The organism is Anaerovorax sp. IOR16, assembly GCF_017168145.1.
In the GTDB taxonomy this organism is placed as follows: domain Bacteria; phylum Bacillota; class Clostridia; order Peptostreptococcales; family Anaerovoracaceae; genus IOR16.
The window spans coordinates 295,518-314,838 of the sequence record NZ_JADQTL010000009.1 but is presented as its reverse complement, the minus strand read 5'-3'; the positions used below and the strand labels follow the sequence as shown (position 1 = coordinate 314,838).

Annotated in this window: 24 protein-coding genes; all 24 read right to left on the bottom strand. The window is 37.4% G+C overall.

Annotated features, from left to right (window positions below):
• A complete protein-coding gene (locus I2490_RS05075; RefSeq protein ID WP_206458692.1) occupies window positions 1-1,536 on the bottom strand; it encodes a phage portal protein in 1,536 nt (511 codons plus the stop codon).
• Window positions 1,536-2,966 carry a DEAD/DEAH box helicase family protein gene (locus I2490_RS05070; RefSeq protein WP_330634578.1) on the bottom strand — a complete coding sequence of 477 codons (1,431 nt, stop codon included), beginning with the start codon at window positions 2,964-2,966 and terminating at the stop codon, window positions 1,536-1,538. Before I2490_RS05070 ends, I2490_RS05075 begins: the two co-directional genes overlap by 1 nt.
• Window positions 2,950-3,666, bottom strand: coding sequence for a helix-turn-helix domain-containing protein (locus tag I2490_RS05065; protein WP_206458691.1), 717 nt, complete (start codon window positions 3,664-3,666; stop codon window positions 2,950-2,952). Before I2490_RS05065 ends, I2490_RS05070 begins: the two co-directional genes overlap by 17 nt.
• Before the next feature lie 56 nt (window positions 3,667-3,722).
• On the bottom strand, window positions 3,723-4,274 hold the full coding sequence (locus I2490_RS05060) for a ParB N-terminal domain-containing protein (RefSeq protein WP_206458690.1): 552 nt from the start codon (window positions 4,272-4,274) through the stop codon (window positions 3,723-3,725).
• On the bottom strand, window positions 4,264-5,415 hold the full coding sequence (locus tag I2490_RS05055; protein ID WP_206458689.1) for a phosphoadenosine phosphosulfate reductase domain-containing protein: 1,152 nt from the start codon (window positions 5,413-5,415) through the stop codon (window positions 4,264-4,266). Before I2490_RS05055 ends, I2490_RS05060 begins: the two co-directional genes overlap by 11 nt.
• Window positions 5,406-6,044, bottom strand: coding sequence for a ParB/Srx family N-terminal domain-containing protein (locus tag I2490_RS05050; RefSeq protein WP_206458688.1), 639 nt, complete (start codon window positions 6,042-6,044; stop codon window positions 5,406-5,408). The genes I2490_RS05055 and I2490_RS05050 overlap by 10 nt, the downstream gene beginning before the upstream one ends.
• A 1-nt stretch (window position 6,045) precedes the next feature.
• Window positions 6,046-6,807, bottom strand: coding sequence for a phosphoadenosine phosphosulfate reductase domain-containing protein (locus tag I2490_RS05045; protein WP_206458687.1), 762 nt, complete (start codon window positions 6,805-6,807; stop codon window positions 6,046-6,048).
• Complete coding sequence (locus I2490_RS05040) at window positions 6,804-8,198, bottom strand: sodium:solute symporter family protein (protein WP_206458686.1); 1,395 nt, start codon at window positions 8,196-8,198, stop codon at window positions 6,804-6,806. The genes I2490_RS05045 and I2490_RS05040 overlap by 4 nt, the downstream gene beginning before the upstream one ends.
• A 180-nt stretch (window positions 8,199-8,378) precedes the next feature.
• Window positions 8,379-8,924 carry an HTH domain-containing protein gene (locus I2490_RS05035; RefSeq protein ID WP_206458685.1) on the bottom strand — a complete coding sequence of 182 codons (546 nt, stop codon included), beginning with the start codon at window positions 8,922-8,924 and terminating at the stop codon, window positions 8,379-8,381.
• Window positions 8,925-9,038: 114 nt separating this feature from the next.
• Window positions 9,039-9,614: a hypothetical protein gene (locus I2490_RS05030; protein WP_206458684.1), complete on the bottom strand. Its 576-nt coding sequence runs from the start codon at window positions 9,612-9,614 to the stop codon at window positions 9,039-9,041.
• Complete coding sequence (locus I2490_RS05025) at window positions 9,614-9,937, bottom strand: hypothetical protein (RefSeq protein ID WP_206458683.1); 324 nt, start codon at window positions 9,935-9,937, stop codon at window positions 9,614-9,616. Before I2490_RS05025 ends, I2490_RS05030 begins: the two co-directional genes overlap by 1 nt.
• Before the next feature lie 294 nt (window positions 9,938-10,231).
• Window positions 10,232-10,933 (bottom strand): hypothetical protein, encoded by a 702-nt coding sequence (locus tag I2490_RS05020; protein WP_206458682.1) that lies wholly within the window; start codon window positions 10,931-10,933, stop codon window positions 10,232-10,234.
• A 218-nt stretch (window positions 10,934-11,151) separates the two neighbouring features.
• Entirely contained in the window at window positions 11,152-12,210 is a 1,059-nt protein-coding gene (dnaN, locus tag I2490_RS05015; RefSeq protein WP_206458681.1) for a DNA polymerase III subunit beta, read from the bottom strand.
• A gap of 17 nt (window positions 12,211-12,227) precedes the next feature.
• On the bottom strand, window positions 12,228-12,614 hold the full coding sequence (locus I2490_RS05010; RefSeq protein WP_206458680.1) for a VRR-NUC domain-containing protein: 387 nt from the start codon (window positions 12,612-12,614) through the stop codon (window positions 12,228-12,230).
• Between the two features lie 5 nt (window positions 12,615-12,619).
• Window positions 12,620-12,964: a DUF7694 domain-containing protein gene (locus I2490_RS05005; protein ID WP_206458679.1), complete on the bottom strand. Its 345-nt coding sequence runs from the start codon at window positions 12,962-12,964 to the stop codon at window positions 12,620-12,622.
• Window positions 12,942-13,928: a DUF5131 family protein gene (locus tag I2490_RS05000; RefSeq protein WP_206458678.1), complete on the bottom strand. Its 987-nt coding sequence runs from the start codon at window positions 13,926-13,928 to the stop codon at window positions 12,942-12,944. Before I2490_RS05000 ends, I2490_RS05005 begins: the two co-directional genes overlap by 23 nt.
• Window positions 13,909-14,055, bottom strand: coding sequence for a hypothetical protein (locus I2490_RS04995; RefSeq protein ID WP_206458677.1), 147 nt, complete (start codon window positions 14,053-14,055; stop codon window positions 13,909-13,911). Before I2490_RS04995 ends, I2490_RS05000 begins: the two co-directional genes overlap by 20 nt.
• Window positions 14,052-14,264 (bottom strand): hypothetical protein, encoded by a 213-nt coding sequence (locus I2490_RS04990; RefSeq protein WP_206458676.1) that lies wholly within the window; start codon window positions 14,262-14,264, stop codon window positions 14,052-14,054. Before I2490_RS04990 ends, I2490_RS04995 begins: the two co-directional genes overlap by 4 nt.
• Window positions 14,245-14,433, bottom strand: a complete 189-nt coding sequence (locus I2490_RS04985) for a resolvase (RefSeq protein WP_206458675.1) — start codon at window positions 14,431-14,433, stop codon at window positions 14,245-14,247. Before I2490_RS04985 ends, I2490_RS04990 begins: the two co-directional genes overlap by 20 nt.
• A gap of 4 nt (window positions 14,434-14,437) precedes the next feature.
• Window positions 14,438-16,387, bottom strand: a complete 1,950-nt coding sequence (locus tag I2490_RS04980) for a PcfJ domain-containing protein (protein ID WP_206458674.1) — start codon at window positions 16,385-16,387, stop codon at window positions 14,438-14,440.
• A gap of 14 nt (window positions 16,388-16,401) precedes the next feature.
• Window positions 16,402-16,824: a hypothetical protein gene (locus I2490_RS04975; RefSeq protein ID WP_206458673.1), complete on the bottom strand. Its 423-nt coding sequence runs from the start codon at window positions 16,822-16,824 to the stop codon at window positions 16,402-16,404.
• Between the two features lie 14 nt (window positions 16,825-16,838).
• Window positions 16,839-17,690 carry an N-6 DNA methylase gene (locus I2490_RS04970; protein WP_206458672.1) on the bottom strand — a complete coding sequence of 284 codons (852 nt, stop codon included), beginning with the start codon at window positions 17,688-17,690 and terminating at the stop codon, window positions 16,839-16,841.
• On the bottom strand, window positions 17,683-18,579 hold the full coding sequence (locus I2490_RS04965; RefSeq protein WP_206458671.1) for an ATP-binding protein: 897 nt from the start codon (window positions 18,577-18,579) through the stop codon (window positions 17,683-17,685). The genes I2490_RS04970 and I2490_RS04965 overlap by 8 nt, the downstream gene beginning before the upstream one ends.
• Window positions 18,548-19,312 (bottom strand): hypothetical protein, encoded by a 765-nt coding sequence (locus tag I2490_RS04960; protein ID WP_206458670.1) that lies wholly within the window; start codon window positions 19,310-19,312, stop codon window positions 18,548-18,550. The genes I2490_RS04965 and I2490_RS04960 overlap by 32 nt, the downstream gene beginning before the upstream one ends.
• Window positions 19,313-19,321 lie beyond the last annotated feature (9 nt).

Below are 19,321 nucleotides of genomic sequence, written 5' to 3'. Positions count from 1 at the left end.
TTACTCCTCCTTTCGGAGAAGCTCTTTCTTGACAGCTTTCATCACAGCAACTACGTCTTGATCCTCATTTACTGTAGCTTTTTTAATTGCATTATCAAGCTGCGTAGTCACATCAAAATCAGTTGCAGATAAATGTTGTGCCTGAGTTTTAGACACAGCAAGCGGAATATCTCCCCATTTTTCCGTATAGTCCTCGGAAGTCTTTCCGAGAGTTTTTTGAGTGATATCTTTTGCAATATTAGGGGTTAATCCTCCGGCTCTTTCTGTGACATTAAGGATTTTAACCATATCATCAGGATTTGTAATATCTGGGGCTTTGAAATATACCTCTACATGCTTAAAACCGTAGGAATTAAGTAGTTTATTGTTAATGGCCCATGCAAGTGATTTTCTTTCCGGGATAAACACCTGCTGTTCTGTGATTTCCTGTGCAGTCTGAGCAGTTGCACGATTAAAATCTGTGGTATATCCAACATATAGGTCGGGAAGGCGAAATGCAGATTGAACTTTTTTTCTACTGTTATCGAGATAATCTTGGAATAGCTCATCTTTTTGCAGAATGGAAGCCATATCTTTGATATCGACACTCGGTTGTTTATCATCTTCAAAGCCGACCTTACTGTCGGTGTCTTCAACCTCGAGGACCATAAAAGAGTGTTGTCCGTTTTCGCCTTTAATACCGTCCATATAGCTTTGTAACTTTGTGAAACTTTCTTCTGACAAACTACCTCCACGAACAATAATCATCAGTGGGGTATGCCTTCCGTTTTGAAAATAGTTGTTATTCAGATTTTCTGCACGTCTGCTTCCATCAACATTCAGCGATTGACCTATCCACCTAACTGTACCATAGTCACGAGAACCAATAACAAATTCAAGGATTTCGTTTGCTTGATATGAGATATCGACATCTTCGGAATATTGGCCGGTGCGACTATCCATAGTTCGGGAATCACCAAATTCTTTGAAAAACACTGTCTTTCCGTTTAATTCTTGTTTGTACTTTCTGAATTTCTTCTGTCTTATTATCGGCTGCCCTTTATAAAAAAATTCAGTAGGTACAATTTCACCAATTGGAGCAGTTTTTCTAATGGTTTTTGTTTCTTTAATGAAATCAATCTGATTGACTTCGCCGGCGATATTACGGATAACCTCCAAATAAGCTATACCAAAAATCTCTCTTGCTTCAATTATATCCTCAAAAACCTCCTTAGTGTCCATTTCGAGGTTAAGTTGGTCTATAATAGCCTCTAATTTAGAATACTCAGTTCTCATTTCATCTGTTTCTTCTATATCATCAATATAGCGAACACCTATGCCGAATCCTGCAATATTATCCTTATAGGCTCGTATACACTGAGGAAGGATAGTGGAATGTTCCACCATGGTATTTAATCCGTCAAGCTGAATAGGAGGCTCTATCCAAGGCAGTCCCTTGTCATTTTCTATATTCGTAGGGTTCGCTGCCTTTGTTATAGGTTTTTCTGTTGCCGTAATCGTACGGACTTCAATATTTGGCTTTTTGCTTTTACTCACTACTTATCTGCTCCTTTCTGTTTTAATTTTACAGGCAAACAAACCAAAAGCATACAGTCAGCTTCGTCAGGGGAGGAAAGTCCTCTTTCTTTCATCTCCTTTTTGCTTTCAACTTTCTGTTTTCCATTGCCTTGATATGAGTATTTTCTGCAGCTTAATTGTCCCACAAGGTCATCATCGTTAGGAAGTATCAACTCAACTTCCTTGGGGTTTCCATCATCGTCTACATTGGAAATTAAATCACGAATAACAGACATCATATATGTTGTGGTATCGTGATAATATTTGTGTCTAATAGGTTGGCCGAAATGCACCGGCATTATTTGCATCCATCCATACAGTTGAGGATAGTCTTTTTTTAATTCATTTAGTTTATCGGTCACACCACCGCCGACACCACCATCATCTACCTTAATAGGAATAGAGCCAGTGTATTTGTATTTATCTCTTAGTTTTAGTCCAAGTTGGGCAATCACTTTCGCTGTCTTCATTGTGTCTTGTCCGTTAATTTTTTTGTATATGTAAGCCTGCCTATCAACCTTGTAACCTATAACGGTCTTATCATCACCAAACCTTGCAACGTCGCAGCCAATATCAATAGTTAATACCTCGTCTTGTTCGAGAGCTTCTGTCATTATGCTTGCTTCAATTAAAGAAAGTGGAATAAAAACATCATCTTCTTGCAGAGGAAACTCCCCGAGAACACGAACTCTGAAAACATTACTGTTTTCTCCATATTTTCTTTTAAGGGCATCGATATTCTCTTTATTGGTTCGTGGTGAGTTCGCCGAGTTTACCGTATGGCATTTCCACAAGGCTCTATCTCGTGTATGGCTATCATAGAAAACACCGCTTGTTTTAGTAGGGTTCCCGCACATAAACAATTTATTGTTTGCACCGGACAAAGTACCGAGTATTGCTTCCATAATCGGATCAGCTACACCCGAAGCCTCGTCTACAATGAAAAGCATATTATCTTCGTGAAAGCCTTGCATATTTTCAGGTTTTGTTGCTGTTCTTGCTACTGCAAACCATCGCTTTTCGTAACCAACCATATAGATATATGTCTTTGTCCATTTGAGTATAGACGAAAGCACGGGGCTTTTAGCTTGCCACTTAGCTACCTCAGACCATAATACATCGTGGAGCTGTTGCTTAGTTGGTGCAGTCGCAACTATACGAGGGAAGGGGAAGCAACACAAAAACCAAAGCAAGACAATGGCTTCACAACCTGTCTTTCCTACACCTTGACCTGACTTGATAGATACCCTGTTACTTGCGACAATATCCTTAAAGGCTGTTTCCTGCCATTCATCAGGAGTAAACATTAGCACCTCTTTTGCAAACAAGGTTATATCACTACGATACAATGGAAGTCTTTGATTAAAAAAGGTCTTTCGGTGAGCGTTAACTTTAGCTATTGTCCTCACCTCCCGTTACAGCACTAATCCAATCATCTACCAAATCATTCCCGTTTTCTCCTTCTTCGAGTTTCTTTCGCTCTGTCCTGATTTTATTTAAGGCTTCAATGCATCGTGTTTTTTTTGACTGTACCCTTGTAAGTTCAGCTTCGAGTTTCATTAAAACCTCGAAAGTAGATATTGTTCTCGTTGTCGTTTCTTCTTGGATTTGATTATCATCCTCAATGATATTTCCTTTAATTTCAAGTTTTCGTTTCACAACACTATCAAGAGCAAGCCCACCCTTGGCTTCTTTGTTTTTCGCTATTGACATCATAAGCCTACGTTCCCGGACGGTAAGTAATCGTATTTGGTCAATAAGGCTCTGTTCTTCCTCAAATTGCATATCGAAAATGAGAGCCTTTTCTTCCTCATCAAGAGTATCCCAGTAAACCTGTTCATAGATGCCGTGTTTATAGTTATTCTTGTTCCCCTCGGGAGCTCCACCTGAATTTCCAACTGCATTTTTGTTTCCCTTAGGAGCTCCTTTGGGTTGCAACTTTTTATTTGAGGTTGCAACCTTCTTTTTATTTTGGTTGCAACCTTCTTTTTTCCAATAACGAGAGGCCCACGATTTTACAGTAGACAAGGAAACCCCATACTTATCGGCTATATCTTTGTACTTTACACCTTTTTTCCAATCTTTAAAGGCTTCAGCTTTCTTGTCCACTACATCATCACCACCTCACATCTTTTCTTATTTGAGTTGAACCTTAAAAAATAAGCTCATATCTTAGTAATGAACTCAGCCTTGCTATAGTATTTTACATTTTTTGTCATAATCTCCAAGAAATCATCTCTTGAAAAATCAGACAATCGAAATACTTCCTCAGGTTTCATTCCAAGTTGTTTTCCGATTTCCTCAACCGTTTTCCCTGCGTTTAACAGTTTCTTTACAATTACCTTCATTGGCTCCAAAAGGTGAGTACCTCTCGCACGGTTATGAGTTACAGTACCATAGATGTTATCGCTTTCATCTGTATGAGCCACAATAACCACAGGAACTGTACCTCCAAGCAACTCATAAAGTGTTTTTCCTGTCCTTTTGTCCTTTGCTTTCCATTCTGGACCTGAAACAGTCCAACGGTGAAATCCATCTATAATTGTATAGTCAGGTCGAACTACGATAGGCAATGTCCAACCATTTACAAAAATTGATTGAGTAAGAAGTATAAGGTTTTCCTTTGATACTTTATTCGGGTTATAATCATTAGGCTTCAAAAGGTTTCTGTCTACCCATTGGAGCGATTGAAGTGGTGCAGCTACTTTACTGTCCATTCTTTTCAGCCTCCTTTTTCTTTGCTTCTGAGATATATCGTCCGTAAATTCTTTGATACAAAGCTCTAAATGCCCTCAATTTTGGATCACCTGAAATAAGTCCTTTATATATTTCCTTACAATCCTTTTGTGTAACAATTGTAGATACCTGTAAAAAGAAATTTCTGTATCGGTCTGCAACATATCTTTTGTGTTTATTAGGGAAGTAGGAATCCATATCATTGAACATAATCAGTAGTTGTGCTTTGTAATCTTTTTCTGGTTTATTCTTTTCAAGTTTTCCTCTTGCTCTGGTTGATTTTCCAAACATCTCACTATCCCAATAAAGAGCTGCAAGATATGCGTTTGGCTCTCGTTTTATAACCCGATCCATCAAATCAGGATAATATTCATTCATCTTCACAAGACTTTTGGCTGTATCAACTGAAAAGAACTGAGATACTCTTAGTTGTCCTTTACCTGTTCCAGATTGCCAAAGAAATAGATATACTTCGGGGATTTCTACTTTATGTTGCTTTAAGAAGAGCCACACATCATTATTTGTCCAATCATAAATCGGAAAGATTTGTTGTTTTGTGGTGCAACTTTTGCCGTCTTTAGTCATAGCTGCAATATTTTGCAGTCTTTGAACGGATTCCGCTGTTCTTATGCCTACAATAGCCAATCCATCCGCACATATCCTTGGCATAAAGTCTTGATAGCTGTCTTTCCTTGATTTTAACTTTTTATGGTTTCTAATTGCAAAAGAAGGAGGGCGCCTTACCCAGACGCTCTCCTTTTCGCTATCCCAACATATAAAACTTTCATCGTTCGACAATTCGTTGAAGCAGTTGTAATGTCGCACCTCAATACAGTACCACTCAAATTTTGCCCCAAGCATAATGAACTTTTTTCGCCAAGATAATACGGTTTTTTCAATGCAGGGGAATATAGCTTCTTCATCAACAAATTGAACAACAAGCTGGGCAGGATTTATTTTACCTTGCTGTATCAGTTCAACGATAAGCTGTGCCATAACCAAGCTGTCTTTGCCACCTGAAAAAGAGAAATAAACAGGCAGACCGTTTTTGAAAACATTTATCAACCTGATTTTTGCAGCTTCTTCAATATTAATGCTTGCTTGGCATCTCTTTACAGCCATATCTTCTCACCACACTTCGGACAAATTACAAATTTACGAACATCAGCCGGCTCTGCTTCCTCCTCACTATGTTCATTTGTAGCCATTACTACAGAGTTCTGTTGTAATGTTGTTTCAGGAGTGCTTAAATCTCCGCTTTTCTGTTCAGCGACTTTTCTTTTTTCCTGTCGTTCTTTAATGGCTTTAATTTCGTCTTCGTCAAGAGTGCCATACTCGGAAATTTTTTCGGTCACTTCCTCGCCATCAGCCACCATTGTTTTGAGGATTTCTTCATCAAAACCCGGAATATCCAAATCGTCCTGCAAATCTTCAAGAAAAGAATTAAGGGTTTCAAGGTTTTCAATTCCTAAGCTAAAAATTTTGTTATCAGCAATCATCAGCTTTTTCTTTTGATTTTCGGTTAGATTTTCCATAACTAATGCGTCCACTTCTGTTGCACCCATTACGGTTAGTGATTCAACCAATCCGTTTCCGGCAAGAATAACATAGTTTTCATCAACTACAACAGGGCGAATTTGTCCGAACATCTTAACACTGCGTACAAACTCTTCGATTTGCTTTTCTGTATGAATTCGTACATTTTTTTCAGGAGATTTCAGCTCAGAGATATTTATCTTAACAATTTTCATTTTAACGGTCCTCCATTTGCTTTTTTGCGTTTACAAGGTCAGGCTGAATGGTCATTACTTCTTTCCAACCGATTTCTTTGCTTTGTGTGTGCTGTCGTGCCGCCCAAGGGTGCGTTCCACACTTAAAACCGTTTTCCCAATCATAAAAAGGAGGGAGAGGTAGTTTGAAATAATGAATAAACGCAAGGATATGTTCGTGTTTCCAATCCGCAAGAGGGCTAAATCGTGTTATACCTTTTCCATCGGTGTAAATGTTGCTTTTTCTGCCAACATAATTTCCGTCAGCTTTTCTCCTACCAAGCAAGAGCATATCAAGCTTGTTTTCTTTGTAATATTTCTTTTGAGCTCTGTGTTGCACAATAGAAAACCACTTTGCTGCTGTTCCGCTGTCTTGAGGAAATAACATATTAGGGTGTGATTTTAACCATTCTAAATCCTGTCCTGTATTGATAACAGTGCATTTCATAGGCTTATTTTTGGACACCCATTCAACAAAAGCAGCATACTCCAAGTTACAAAGACCGATAACACAATTCTCAATGCCGACTGATTCGCAAATTGCACCAAGAACAACACTATCTTTTCCACCGCTCCATGCATAAGCAACCTTTTTCCCTTCGGTTGCCTTTTTAATCTCATCTGCTGTAATAGAAACGAGCAAATCTAATTCTTCTTTTGATACAAGAGTTTCAATATGATTATTAGCTAAAATCCAATCATCATTGGACATATTTTGTTTTCTCTTTAAAGCTGTTTTTTTCATTTGTGCTCCTCCATCTTAGTTACCAATACTGCAACTGTGCCAGCCAAAAGGACAGCTAACAGACTTCCAAGTGTCTTCCATATGGATAACCCACAAATGCTACCATAGGCAAAGATAGGCAAACCTACGACTAAGGAGGTTATAACACCTGCACTTACTCCGTTTGCTGACAGTCTTTTACCCAACAAAGTCATTACTGTTGGCAGTAATGTTGTCGCTCTAAATGTGCCATAGAACAAAAATAAATGAGTTACTGTTAGTCCTGGAATATTTGCGATCAAGTTGCCGACTATAAGCAACAGTATCATTGATAACCTCGAAAGCTTCATCTTGTCGTTGTTTTTTAAGTTACTTGTAATTTGTAAATCATTTGTAAGTGATGAGACTGCACACAGGTTGCTGTCAACCGTCGAAAGTAGTCCTGAAGTTAGCATAAATAGAAAAGGAAGTGCCACCCAACTTGGGAAAAGGTGTGTAATCAATTCAAGGTTTACCATCCCTTTGTCTTGTGCTATAAATCCTGAGCCGGCTGCTATAAATCCGAGAATACCCATAGACAGGGGTACGACTGCAAATAATATAGCACCAAGCGAAAATGCTTTCCCAATTTTCTTTTTTGAAACCGAAAAAGCTCTTTGCCAAAAACATTGATCACCGAACGGACCTGAAATCAAACCTATTGCAGTAGGCAGTCCAAACGCAAAAAACACCTCAATGCCTTTATTAGAAAGCAACGAGGTGTATTCCCCTGTAAGTCCCGACAGACCATTTATTAAATTATTAATTCCATTTCCATCTGCAAGCGCCCACGGAACGAACACTACACAAGCAATTAATATAAATATCATCTGTACCATATCCGTAATGATAGAAGCTCTTATACCCGAAAATTGCGAATAAGAGTAAGCTATTACCGACAATGCTATTGCCATAACTTCAAAAGGTAGCCCTGTGATCGAACTCAGTATTTTACCTCCAGCAAGAAGTTGCACCGCTGTTGACAAAACTGCAAGACTTCCAAGTTGAAACAGGTATACATTTTTAACCTTACTTGACTTGTATGCGTTTCCCATAAATCCAGACAGCGTAATTCCATTAGGCATTTTATCCCTGATTTTTTTTGCAAATGGAATAAAGATAATCAGACATAAAACATTGGGAACAAGAAACCAAAACAATCCGGGTATACCGTTGATATAGGACTTTTCTGCCGAAACAAACAAAGCCGGTGCCCATATCCAGGTAGCTGCTATACTCATAGCTGAACTCACAGTTCCCATATTTCTGTTTCCTACGAAAAACCCTTCTGCTGTTCTTTCCTTTTTGGTGAACATAAGGGTTGCGCCTATCATTGCAATAGCATAGATAAGCAGTACGATTACTCCGTACATTTGACGATACCTCCTTTGATTTTCCTGTTGGCGAAACAGGTATGTTTTATTATTCAAAGGAGCAAATAAGCCGTTACCATATCAGGTAACGGCTTAGGTATTGCGAATATAGAATTTTACAAGCATAAGTATAACATATTGAATATCGCCCTGACAATGCCCACTTTTTGCCCCTGTCAACTATTCCTTTGTGAGCCAATCTACTCCAAAGATAAGAGCTGCCATTTTGTCGCAAGCTGCATCGATATCCTTATAGACAGTTCGAGTATCAATATTTTCAGATTTTGCAATTTTTTCTGCCGTAGTCGGTTCATCAGCAATATACATAGCATATAAAACTCTATATTTTCTTTCGATTTCTGCTTTGCCTGAATTGCTACAGATTACTTTATAGATACCAACCATTTCATCAATGTGTTCCATAATGATTGATGTACGAACAGCACTTTTCTTAATGCTCTCGACTTTCATTTCTTGGCTGTTGTGTGGATCCCACATCAAATCAAGTATATCAATAGCACTTTCATCCATTTGAGAAGCTCTATAGACTGCATTATCTCGATGTTTCTTGAACACACGATAGTTTTTCAAAAGGAGCTTAGTATTTCTCAACCGCCTATCGTGTCGCCCTTTAATGCTCTTGTTTCTTTCCATCTCCAAGGTTTCAAGAGCTGCCTTTGCCCCAGCTTCAGCCGCCATTTTGATTATAATTTCTTTTTCAGACATATCTCCACTCCTTCTTCAATCTATTGAATATTTTATTTTTCTGCTGTATAATAGAATGTACTTATAAGTCAGAGCGGAGATTGTCCGGCTACTTGGAATTGTAATCACTTGAAATCATTTGTTTTCAGGTGCTTGCAATTCTTTTTTTATTTCTGGAACAAGATAATTTTTAAAAATTTCACAAAACCTAACGGCACCACGGGGATAATTCTTAACGATTTCTATCAGTTCGAATGTGTCTCGGATATTATATTTATAGCAAATTTCATCACACTTGCTATAAAACAATTCTTCTCCATAATCTTCAATTTGGTTGATCTCGTCTATAACCAGTTTGCACTCAGAGGAATCCTCAAGCTCTTCAATTGTCGCGTCTTCAAAGCCTAAATATGCTTCGATACCTTCGATGGTCTTTTTCTTACTTGCTTCAAGGTCAAACACAGTTTCACTGGATATTTTGTTTAGTAAATAACTATTATCAATTCTCGCCATCAAATGAAGAAAACTTTCGGTATATGGGGTGGGAACCCATTGATATGAAAATTCTCCACAGTCCGTAACTGCAGTTAAACAGTAGTTGTCGTGATCCAGTGTTATTCTTGCCCATACACATTGGTGATAATTTTCATCTCCCGGTTCAAATCTAAAACAGTACTCTGTAGAGTTGGGTTTCTTAACTGTAAGTTCCATTACTCAATCTCCTTTGCTACATCCACACATGCACTACACAAATCTTCTTCTACCCAATAGCAACCTCCCGGGCAGGCATTGTACCATGTGCAGCCACATATTCTGCACTTCTGTTCATCATACCTCTTAGGAACTTTTAACAAAAACTCAGTAGAGTATCCGCCACCAAAATACTTTCCATTTTCGTGGCATTTCATTTTGACAAGTTCTGACCCACTGACTATGTATGGTTCTGTTAGGACCTCGAAAATACAACCACGATATTTTATCTCTTCTGCACTTCCTGAGATAATTACTCGGTCTCCTTTTTTAATGTTTGGCATATTTATCTCCTTTCATCTTACGCATTTGAACATAGCTCTTCGTTCTAATGCGATTTGTTCCGCTCTTTTATTTTCTCGTTCAATATAGAAAGTTGACTTTTTGTATCTTGAACACTCTGTAACAGGTAATTGGCTTTTACCCTCTCCAAAATCGTATTGATAACAATCATCTTCGCAATGGTAGCAAAAATCTTTTTCTTGCACATCCTCGCAATATTTTTTAAACACAAAAGGCCAATGTTCGCCATTGCAATTATTAACACATGTACTGCATAAACACTCTGAACACATCATTTATATTTCCTCTGGCTTATTGCATTTTTCAAATGCTATTACCCATACACAAGGGTTAGCTTCCCAACCGTATGTATCAAGGTCTTGTTTTTTGATTGTGGAGTCCCATAACTCTGAAAATGCGTCTTTTGCCGTCAAATCAAATTCAATTACATCTTCAAATTTTCCGTCTCCAATCACTTTGCTAAATGTGGTGCATCCCTCTTTTGTCGCTTGTTCTTCGGTAATATCCTGTAACCGTTCAGCCCTTATATCAGTAACACGAAGAAATATTCTTGCAGCTTCTTTTGGCATAAAATACGGAGATTGCCAACCATTTTTATCTTCATATTTCATAAATTTATTGAGGTATCTATTTGTGTCAGAAAAAATACACGGTTTTATATATTCATCCGATTTGTATAGAATATCATATCCGAAAACATCTGGATAAGTTTGAAAAACCCGCCAAGTTTCCTGCACATAGAGAATATCACCGACATCATACGGAGAATTTACGGATCTCTCCGAGCCATCTGCAAATATTCCACATTCGTTTTCATCTACTTTTTCAACTCTTATAAACTCACCATTACGAGTAGTAACAACTTGAAATCCACCTTCGTCATCACGGTAGCGAGGATTGATTATTCGTCTTGTAACTGTTTTTTTACCATCTAAAATAGCTTTCACCATTTCAGTGTTGAATAAAATCGGCTTCATTCGACCTTAACCTCCTGCATATCTTTAATTTTCATTTTTTTGCAAATTCTCCATTCTTGAACTCTAATCTTTAGTCCTTAGATAATTTTCTAAATCTTCTTGTGCATAGATTACATTGTCTCTACACCTTTTGCATACATCTAATAGAATTTTAATTTAACTGACTATTAAAAATATTTCCGTCTGATACAAGCAGTAAATTTTTTGTTTGTTTTTAGCTAATTGTTTAATCTTATCGGTAATACTAAAGATTTAAGAGAATTATCTCCTACCACCACAGGGGACTGAGGACCTGTAAAACCCATTTCTATATGTTCATAATCGTAAGACTTTAAACAATCAATTAGATAGCGACCATTAAACCCAATTCTTATCGGTTCATCGATGGGACCTTCTAATCTAATTTCTTCTGAATAATCACTAATAGCTGAGGTTGTTGATATCCTCATTGTGTCATTTTCGATATCAAGAATAATTTTTGGTTTTCCTTTATCATCGGTGCAGATAGAAGCCCTGTTTACACTCTCTACTAAAGCATTTCTATTGACAATGGTTGAGTTAGAAGGAGTTGGATACATCTTTTCGTAGTCAATATAGCTCCCGTTTAACAACCTTGTGTAGATAGAAAACTCTTCCATTCTGAACATTGAGCTTTTGGCATTCATAAAAATTGAAACATTGCCTTTCAAGCTGAACTGTAATAGTCTCTGTATAGTTTCACGAGGAATAATTATGTTTAGGGCAACATCATAATCAATTTTGGCCCAAGCAAGTCTATAACCATCACAACCAACAAGGTTAAGCTTTCCATCCCTTGCTTCAAACAGAACCCCACTCATTTGTGGCTTTGCTTCATTTATTGCAACAGCATAAATAACTGAGTTAAGTGCTTGGCAGAGCTTCTCGCAGTCAATACCAACACTTGTGTCCGTTGGACCTTCGATGTATGGCATAGGAGGGAATTCGCTTGCAGAAAAACTCCGAAATTTATTTTTAATGTTCTTTGTTTTAATTGTAAGGCTATTGTTTTTATCGCAGGTGATTGAAACTTCTCCATCAGGAAGACTTAAAATCATATCAATAGCTTTTTGCGGAATGATAAACTCTTCGTCTGTGTCAACGCTTAATTTTGCTGACATACCCATTTCAAGATTGTTTGCATAAAGTGTGTTGTTTTTAAGCAATACTCCTTTTAGGCATTCAATTTGAACTCTTGTAGGAATAGCACTTTTGATTTTTTGTAATTTACCTGAAATTTCAGCTTTCTCTATAATCATCTTTTCTCTCCTTCTTTTTAGAGCCTGCTCGTTAAGTAATCGGTAATCACTTTTGCGGCCTGCATCCACCCCCAACAAACAGTGGCAAAATACCCTTGTTGTGTAAGTTCTTTTATCCACTCTTTTTGCTCTTTTGTTGGAGTGTTAGTTTTTGCCTTCATTTCAATATACAGTCCGTGGTATTCTCCTTTAGGAACAGGTAAGCATAAGTCTGGAACTCCTGCTTTAACTCCTTGCTTTTTAAGGTTAGCAGCCTCAATCAAATGTCTGCTTCCTCCGTTTGGTATATGGAAAAGCAATCTTAATTCAGGAAACTTTCCCTTAGATAATTCTGCCCACTCCATTAAAGTTGATTGCTCTATGCCCTCTGTTTGTGTTTTAGGATATTTGCTCTTTCTTGGCATAGTTATCACACCATTCCTTTCGGAGGAGTTGTGAAATCCCCATTATGAGGTTTCCATAAATGTAGGCAATAAGGGTGAATGTTAATATATTCAGATTTTTTGGGATGAAATTGCACCACGCACTCTTCTTCTTCGAAAAAACAATCCTTGATATAACACATCTCGTCCCAAGTTAAGCACCTGTTCGGATAACTTACCGAAACGTGATCCCAACCATCGCCCCAACTAAAAACAGCCATAATTGGTTTAGCTTTTGGAGATAGATGATTAACAATAGCATATCCACCGTCCAAGCCAATTTCCATAATTTTTATGCGTGGATTAGCTTTAATCTCCGATATGCTCTTCATCGTCAACACCCCATTTCTTTGAAAGTTTTGCTAAACAACTGTCGCAGAAATAGCCTATAGTTTTGTTTTGACCTCGTCTGCCTTTTCTCAAAGTAACCGAGTTCATTTCTGCTTTTTTGCCATATTTTTTGCATTCCAAACAATTTATCATTCGCTGCTTTTCTCTTGAAGCACTTAGCGGTTTTTCATTTCCGAGTTTGTCGGGGAAACATTGTGAAAATTCTTCGCCCATTAAGCCCTCAAGACTGTCTTTCATAAACAAAGGAATGTTTTTCTGCTTGCAGGAATTCATCAAATTATGAATCCATAACTTTTCCGGTGCAACTTTTCCTTTTCTGTTTCCTGTTTCTGCTCCTACAATAATCCATTTAATATGCTCGTGAGGTGTACCATCATCAAAAGAAGAAAATATCGGTTCAATACTCAAAAAACAGTTAAATTCTTCTGCGTGGAAATAAGGCTTGTACTCATCAGTAATTGTGCTTCCATACCACATATTTTCGCCTGTAGGAAGTTTTCCTGCTTTGGCAAGGTCAAAATACCTTTTAGGATTTTTTGTCAAGAACAGATAGTTGTGTTTGGGATGTTCTGCACAAGCCTTGAAGACCATTTCAATCCATTCATCAGGTACCCAATCTCCGAACAAATCCGACATCGAGCAAACAAATATATTCGCTCCGTTCTTCCGAGAAGCAAGGTCTTTCATCCGGTATTTGTGTAAAGTTGGTGCAAATCCAAAAGGATAAGATACAGACCTATTATTTCGAGTGATAAACGGCTCGTCCAACACAAAAAGCCTTTCATCATCTTGATATCTCTTACACCTTTCATCGGTCATGTTTAATCTTACATCACCTGAGAAACGTACAGTTTGTTTTCTCGCATAACAATATTCGCAGCTATGCAAGCAACCGGTAATAGGGTTCCAAACATAATCTGCCCAATCAATCTTCGTTCTGTGCATCCTTTTCTCCCTCCCTTGAAAGTGCATTACAAGCCTCGTTGATGGCTTCTACATCAGACATACTCATAGAGTAATGGTCCTTAATATAAATGAGTTTATCAATAAGTGGATAATATCTATTCATCATCTGTACTCCTTTCCTGTAGCCTTATTTTTAATTGCGATTCTGTTGAGTGGTTCATAGCCACAGCCACGAATAAATCTTTTTAGCACCCTGATTAGCTCAGCTGCTTTTTTGTCGTTTTCGCAATTCTCTTTAGTGATAGTTTTAATAGCTTCATATGCCACAAGGTCCTTGCACCCGCTGGCATTTAATTTAGGGTTGTCCTGTTGCATTCAAATCGCCCTCCTCAAACTCTACAAAGTGAACATAAGCGGAAGATTTCCTCCCCGAAGGTTTTTCTCTCCCAATTCTTACTGTATATCCTGCCTTAATTAAAAGCCTTGCTATTTCAAGACGATCAGCTTCGTTAAGTGAGCCTGATTTTAAGCTATATATCCTCATTCAATCACCCCACTTTCCGGTTCTTTTCAGATGTCTTGACTTTTCTATCTAAATACTTTTGCCACAATTTTAGAAAACCATTGATATTAGATTTATCTCTGTCTTTGTTTCCAAAAGTATGACACTGAATCAATCTATTTCCTTCAATTTGAATTGTGTAGTACGGGGTACCAGGAGCTTCTTTTCTTCTTAAAAATAAGATTACTGTTTGTCCTTCTGCCATTGAGCTTAAATATAACCTTCCACCTACACAATGACGTAGTGTGTGTCCTTCACGAATAATCTCTCCTGCGTCTGAAGGTGCACGAATGAAATATTTGTTGTTTTCAAAAGCATAGTATTGATTTAGCGTATCTTTTCTCTTAGCCACTTTCGCATATTTGCTGTTAGCCGTCTTGCTTTCCTTAGTAAGTGATATTTCGTTAATGGTTTCTACATTTTGGTCGTGTCTTTCCCTCAGATTCTTTGGAAATGCTACAAATGGATTGCTGAGGTCATATTTTAACTCTTTACAGGAATTGAGATAATCTCGATATACTATATCTTTTTCTGCCATCTTGAATGATGAAAGGTATTTGAGAGCTTTTCCTACTGGAACAATCTCAATAATTTCCTTGAAAATATCTAAATTCAAATGGTTGTCTCGGAATGTTATAAGTTGCTCTGTTGATAATCTTTTTCCGTTTTTTCTACAGAATTTAAATAGATCAAGTTCCTGTTGGTTTACATCTGCAGAAATCAATAATTTCGCATCGTCATTTTCTACCCCAAGAAATCTATTTAACTTTCTTCCATTTTTGTTTACGGGGCTTTTGTAGAAATAGCCTCTTCTCTGCAAATAATCTTGAGCTAATCTGAACAATCCTACTTTTGCAAGCCTTTCACCATTGAATATTCCTGCTCTGTAATCATCCATCAACGCATTAAACCCGAAAGCAAAATCAGGTTCGTGTTTTGTCAACAGTGATAATCCCGCATAAGGAATGATTTGCTCTATTTCATTGATGTTGTATGGGTACACCACAACATTTCCACGATAAGCATATTCATCATCTTTCCATCGGACACTTTTTTGCTTGAATAAACCCCATTCATAACACTTTATTTGTAGTTCAAAGTCGAAGAAATCTCTGTTTTCTTCACTACAATAGAACTTAGGTTCTCTGTAATGCGATTGATAATCCTTGCGAATATGAAAATATCTCGCAATAAAACCTGTATCAATTTTTTGCAGTAGGCAAACATATTTGTCGTCTGAAACATGTTTTGATTTTCCCATTGATTTAAGCATTACTCTGCTTTTACAGTTGGGGCACTCGATCTGTGCATTATGTTTAGGCTTGTATAGTTCTACATCGCATTTACAATGAGTGCAGAAGCCCTTAACTCTCACTTTAGGCGAATACTGATAGTAAATATATCTACTTTTTAAAAGTGCCTCATTTTCTGCCCACTCCATAAAGTTTGATGGTATGGCAGGTACAGTCTCCATCAGTTCGTCTATCGGTTTAGTAATTTTCAGGTGTTTTATCGCTAATCTTTCTGCAAGCACTTTGTTTTGAAAATCAAAAATTGGTCTGTACGGATCGTTTTCGTTAAACTCTGAATTGAAGTAATTAGCAATAATTTCTTTTGTCTCTGTTGTTGCAGTTGATGAATATCCTTTCCAATAGTAATTTAGAAACGAGGAGAGCGTTCCTGTATACCATTTAATTTTTTGACTTTTCAAATCTTGAGTGATATAATCGGTTTTATCAATAAACATTCGGACTTCTGCTTTTGTATTTCCTTTAAGCAACTGCGATTTGCTAAAGAGATATAAGAGTAGGAGTTCGTTTTTTTCTCCATATAGTTTTGCTTCCACAACCTTGTCTCCTGTGCATTTACAAGCAAGCTCTGTTGTGGATAAAGATGCTTCAATGATTGGAATTTTCGCTAAAAATCTTTTATCCATAACTACTTCCTCCGTTAAAAAAGAGTAAGTTGAATTGTTTCTGCGGATTTGTCTTTTTTCTCTCTTTTTGTTTTTCTTTGTTCTGGTAATCTGATATCCTCTGCACCGTGTAACACTTCGTCACTTTCTGCAAATTCTCCATTAATCACAATTTCCATTTTGAAATCAATCTTTGCAGTAGGGAAGTAGAAGGCTGTGGCTTTGCGATATACCTGAATGTCAGAAATTGAATTACCTACACTCTTCATAATTTGCTCACAGCAATCACTCAATGTCTTTTTCTGTTCGATAACAGCCTTAGCAAAGATCTCATTTCCACAGAAATTTTTCAGGGTAGTTGCTACATAACTTGATACAGCCTTTGCTTTTTGACCACCTTTAAAACTTTTTAATTCTGATTCGATTTTGGCCTTTGCCAACTTTGTAATTTCACTCATTGTTTATTCTCCTTTCAAAACAAGGCTAACTGTCCGGCCTTTACCTCTGTCAGTTTTACATTATACTCAGGAGGGGAAGGCTCTTTTTTTGTTTTAATATCTTTTGGCTTTGACTTTTTGGATGAAAACATCAAATTGTCTAAACCGTGAAAAATTCTTCTATATTGCCATACTCTGCTAAAGTACATTGGAGTAAACCAATAGTATGTAAGGTCATCATTTGAAACCATTGGATATAGCAAACTATCTGCTATTTTTACATATCCTGCACAACCCATTAAAGATAGTTGAATATAACACATAAGTCCTGTTACGGTATCGATATCTTGTGCAGTAAATAAAATATGATTTTGCCAATTTAGATTACTTTTTTTATGATAAAGCTCATTATTTACCGAATTGGCAAAGGCAATTAATGTTGCGCCGGCACCACAAGAGGGATCGTTTACGGTTATATATCCATCGGTTTCTATTCGCTCTACAAGGTTTTTAGTATTTATTCCTGACATACATTTGCAAATAGAGTAAGGTGTAAAAAATTGTCCTTTCCAATGGTTTCCCAACTCCAACTGCATATATAAATTGCCGAGGAAATCCTGCTCCGTTGAAATTTCCATAGCCTTTACGAGTTCAGCATACATTTTAGGAAATATTTCTGCCTCCGTCTTTGTGTACTTGCTTATGATGTTTAAGTATTGTTCTTCTCGTTCATCAAAATGAGTGTTATCAACTCTGTTTGATATGGCAGCTGCAGTCATATAAATAAAATCGCTCCATACCTGCCAAGTTTGGTATTTGCCACCACAAAGGGTACGAAATAGTTTTATAAACTCGGGGTTTTCCGTTGTAATTCTTCCTCTACTCATCACTATTGCCCTGCAATAGAGATAAAGCTTTTTCTCTTTTCTCGGCCGCATTTTGATTTCTACGAGATTGTCCGGTCATAACCAATCGAATAGGGCACATCTCAAGAACCCTGTCATAAATACGGCGATATTGCATATCGGTTGTTTTTTCCATCTCTTGAATGGTTAGATTTGTTGTTATAATCGTTGGTTTATTTGACCTTGTACGAGTATCTATTACATTAAAAATTTGTTCCGAACTATAAGATGTATCTCTTTCAACTCCTAAATCATCAATCACAAGCAATGAGTACCGTTGCAATTTATCTATAAATGCTTGCTTATCTTGGCCCAATCCTTGAAGTTTGTTTAAGATGCGTGGAAAATTCGTTACACATACCGGCACTAAATTTTCGATTAAAGCATTTGCAATGCAGCAAGCATAAAATGATTTGCCAGTACCTACCGTGCCGGAAAACAATATTCCCATATTTTCAGCTTTCATTGTTTCCCACTCATCTACATAATTTCGGCAGACCTTTGATACTTTTGCATTTTGCATATCATCATTTTCAAACTTAAACTGTAAATACTGAGGATCGGTTATTCCGTTTTTCTGAATCCTCTCAAACTCTTGTAGGAATTTCCGTCTTTCTTCTGCCTTTTCTTTTGCTTCAATTTCCTTTTTTCTGCATTCGCAGGGAGTGGCAACCCTCCAAATTCCGTTAGCTTTCCAATCTTTACTTACTTCGATATCGGATTCCTTGCGAGTATGGCACTTTCCACAAACAAGAAACCCCTCTTCGTCACGATAATCGCCATTGTTTTCGTGTGTTACGGCAATGTTATTGATTATGTTACCGATAGCCTCCATTTCATCACCCCCTAATGAAGCTACTGTCTGTTTCATATTTTGATCCATCAACAACTTGCTTGTTTTTTACTGGAGTAAACATTCCTTTGTTACCCTTGTCCTGCTCTCCTGCAAGCCAATTCGTTATAAATCTCAATATTCCACTGCTTGTTTTTCGTCTTTTAGGATTTGCTTCGAGCCAACCTACCATTTTTCGCAGCTCTTGCATTACATCAACAGCTGGATATAATTTAGACCATTTGTTAACTTGCTCCTGAGTTATTGGATATAAGCTTTTATCATTCAACATCAAACTTATAGCGGCAGGACTGCTTGAAGCAGGTTCTGCTTCGGGCAATACTTCGGATTTAGATTCGGATTCGGATTGGATTGGATTAGTGCCACAAGTGTTTTCATCTGTATGCAGATGCTCGTATCTTTTTAATAAATCATCGACTGTTTTAATATCCATGGGTGGATACTTGCTCTTTTTCGTTCTAACATTTTGGTGCTTTTCCCAAGATAACAATTGAAGATACGGTTTTTCATCATACTCATAGAGAAAAATCATACCAACAGTCGCCAACTTATTTAGACATTCACCAACCTGCTTTTCCGTTACACTTTTCAGTGGAAATAGTCGGGATTTTAATATAGCCAGTCTTGCATCTGTTCGTCCGTAATCATCACAATTTACCATAAGTCTGTAAAAAAATGCTTCTTCAAACCACGATAATTTTTCAATGCTATCGCTCGTGCAAATACTCTCTTTGATTATCCTATTTGGCACACGCTCACC

Bases quoted from the DNA above. Each gene is read 5' to 3' on its own strand.
- I2490_RS04970 (WP_206458672.1), bottom strand. From the start codon at position 17,690: ATGAGTAGAGGAAGAATTACAACGGAAAACCCCGAGTTTATAAAACTA.
- dnaN (WP_206458681.1), bottom strand. From the start codon at position 12,210: ATGATTATAGAGAAAGCTGAAATTTCAGGTAAATTACAAAAAATCAAA.
- I2490_RS05010 (WP_206458680.1), bottom strand. From the start codon at position 12,614: ATGCCAAGAAAGAGCAAATATCCTAAAACACAAACAGAGGGCATAGAG.
- I2490_RS04975 (WP_206458673.1), bottom strand. From the start codon at position 16,824: ATGAGTGAAATTACAAAGTTGGCAAAGGCCAAAATCGAATCAGAATTA.
- I2490_RS05055 (WP_206458689.1), bottom strand. From the start codon at position 5,415: ATGGCTGTAAAGAGATGCCAAGCAAGCATTAATATTGAAGAAGCTGCA.
- I2490_RS05000 (WP_206458678.1), bottom strand. From the start codon at position 13,928: ATGCACAGAACGAAGATTGATTGGGCAGATTATGTTTGGAACCCTATT.
- I2490_RS05030 (WP_206458684.1), bottom strand. From the start codon at position 9,614: ATGGAACTTACAGTTAAGAAACCCAACTCTACAGAGTACTGTTTTAGA.
- I2490_RS05025 (WP_206458683.1), bottom strand. From the start codon at position 9,937: ATGCCAAACATTAAAAAAGGAGACCGAGTAATTATCTCAGGAAGTGCA.
- I2490_RS04965 (WP_206458671.1), bottom strand. From the start codon at position 18,579: ATGAAACAGACAGTAGCTTCATTAGGGGGTGATGAAATGGAGGCTATC.
- I2490_RS05040 (WP_206458686.1), bottom strand. From the start codon at position 8,198: ATGTACGGAGTAATCGTACTGCTTATCTATGCTATTGCAATGATAGGC.
- I2490_RS04980 (WP_206458674.1), bottom strand. From the start codon at position 16,387: ATGGATAAAAGATTTTTAGCGAAAATTCCAATCATTGAAGCATCTTTA.
- I2490_RS05005 (WP_206458679.1), bottom strand. From the start codon at position 12,964: ATGAAGAGCATATCGGAGATTAAAGCTAATCCACGCATAAAAATTATG.
- I2490_RS04990 (WP_206458676.1), bottom strand. From the start codon at position 14,264: ATGCAACAGGACAACCCTAAATTAAATGCCAGCGGGTGCAAGGACCTT.
- I2490_RS04985 (WP_206458675.1), bottom strand. From the start codon at position 14,433: ATGAGGATATATAGCTTAAAATCAGGCTCACTTAACGAAGCTGATCGT.
- I2490_RS05060 (WP_206458690.1), bottom strand. From the start codon at position 4,274: ATGGACAGTAAAGTAGCTGCACCACTTCAATCGCTCCAATGGGTAGAC.
- I2490_RS05035 (WP_206458685.1), bottom strand. From the start codon at position 8,924: ATGTCTGAAAAAGAAATTATAATCAAAATGGCGGCTGAAGCTGGGGCA.
- I2490_RS04995 (WP_206458677.1), bottom strand. From the start codon at position 14,055: ATGATGAATAGATATTATCCACTTATTGATAAACTCATTTATATTAAG.
- I2490_RS05050 (WP_206458688.1), bottom strand. From the start codon at position 6,044: ATGAAAATTGTTAAGATAAATATCTCTGAGCTGAAATCTCCTGAAAAA.
- I2490_RS05045 (WP_206458687.1), bottom strand. From the start codon at position 6,807: ATGAAAAAAACAGCTTTAAAGAGAAAACAAAATATGTCCAATGATGAT.
- I2490_RS05020 (WP_206458682.1), bottom strand. From the start codon at position 10,933: ATGAAGCCGATTTTATTCAACACTGAAATGGTGAAAGCTATTTTAGAT.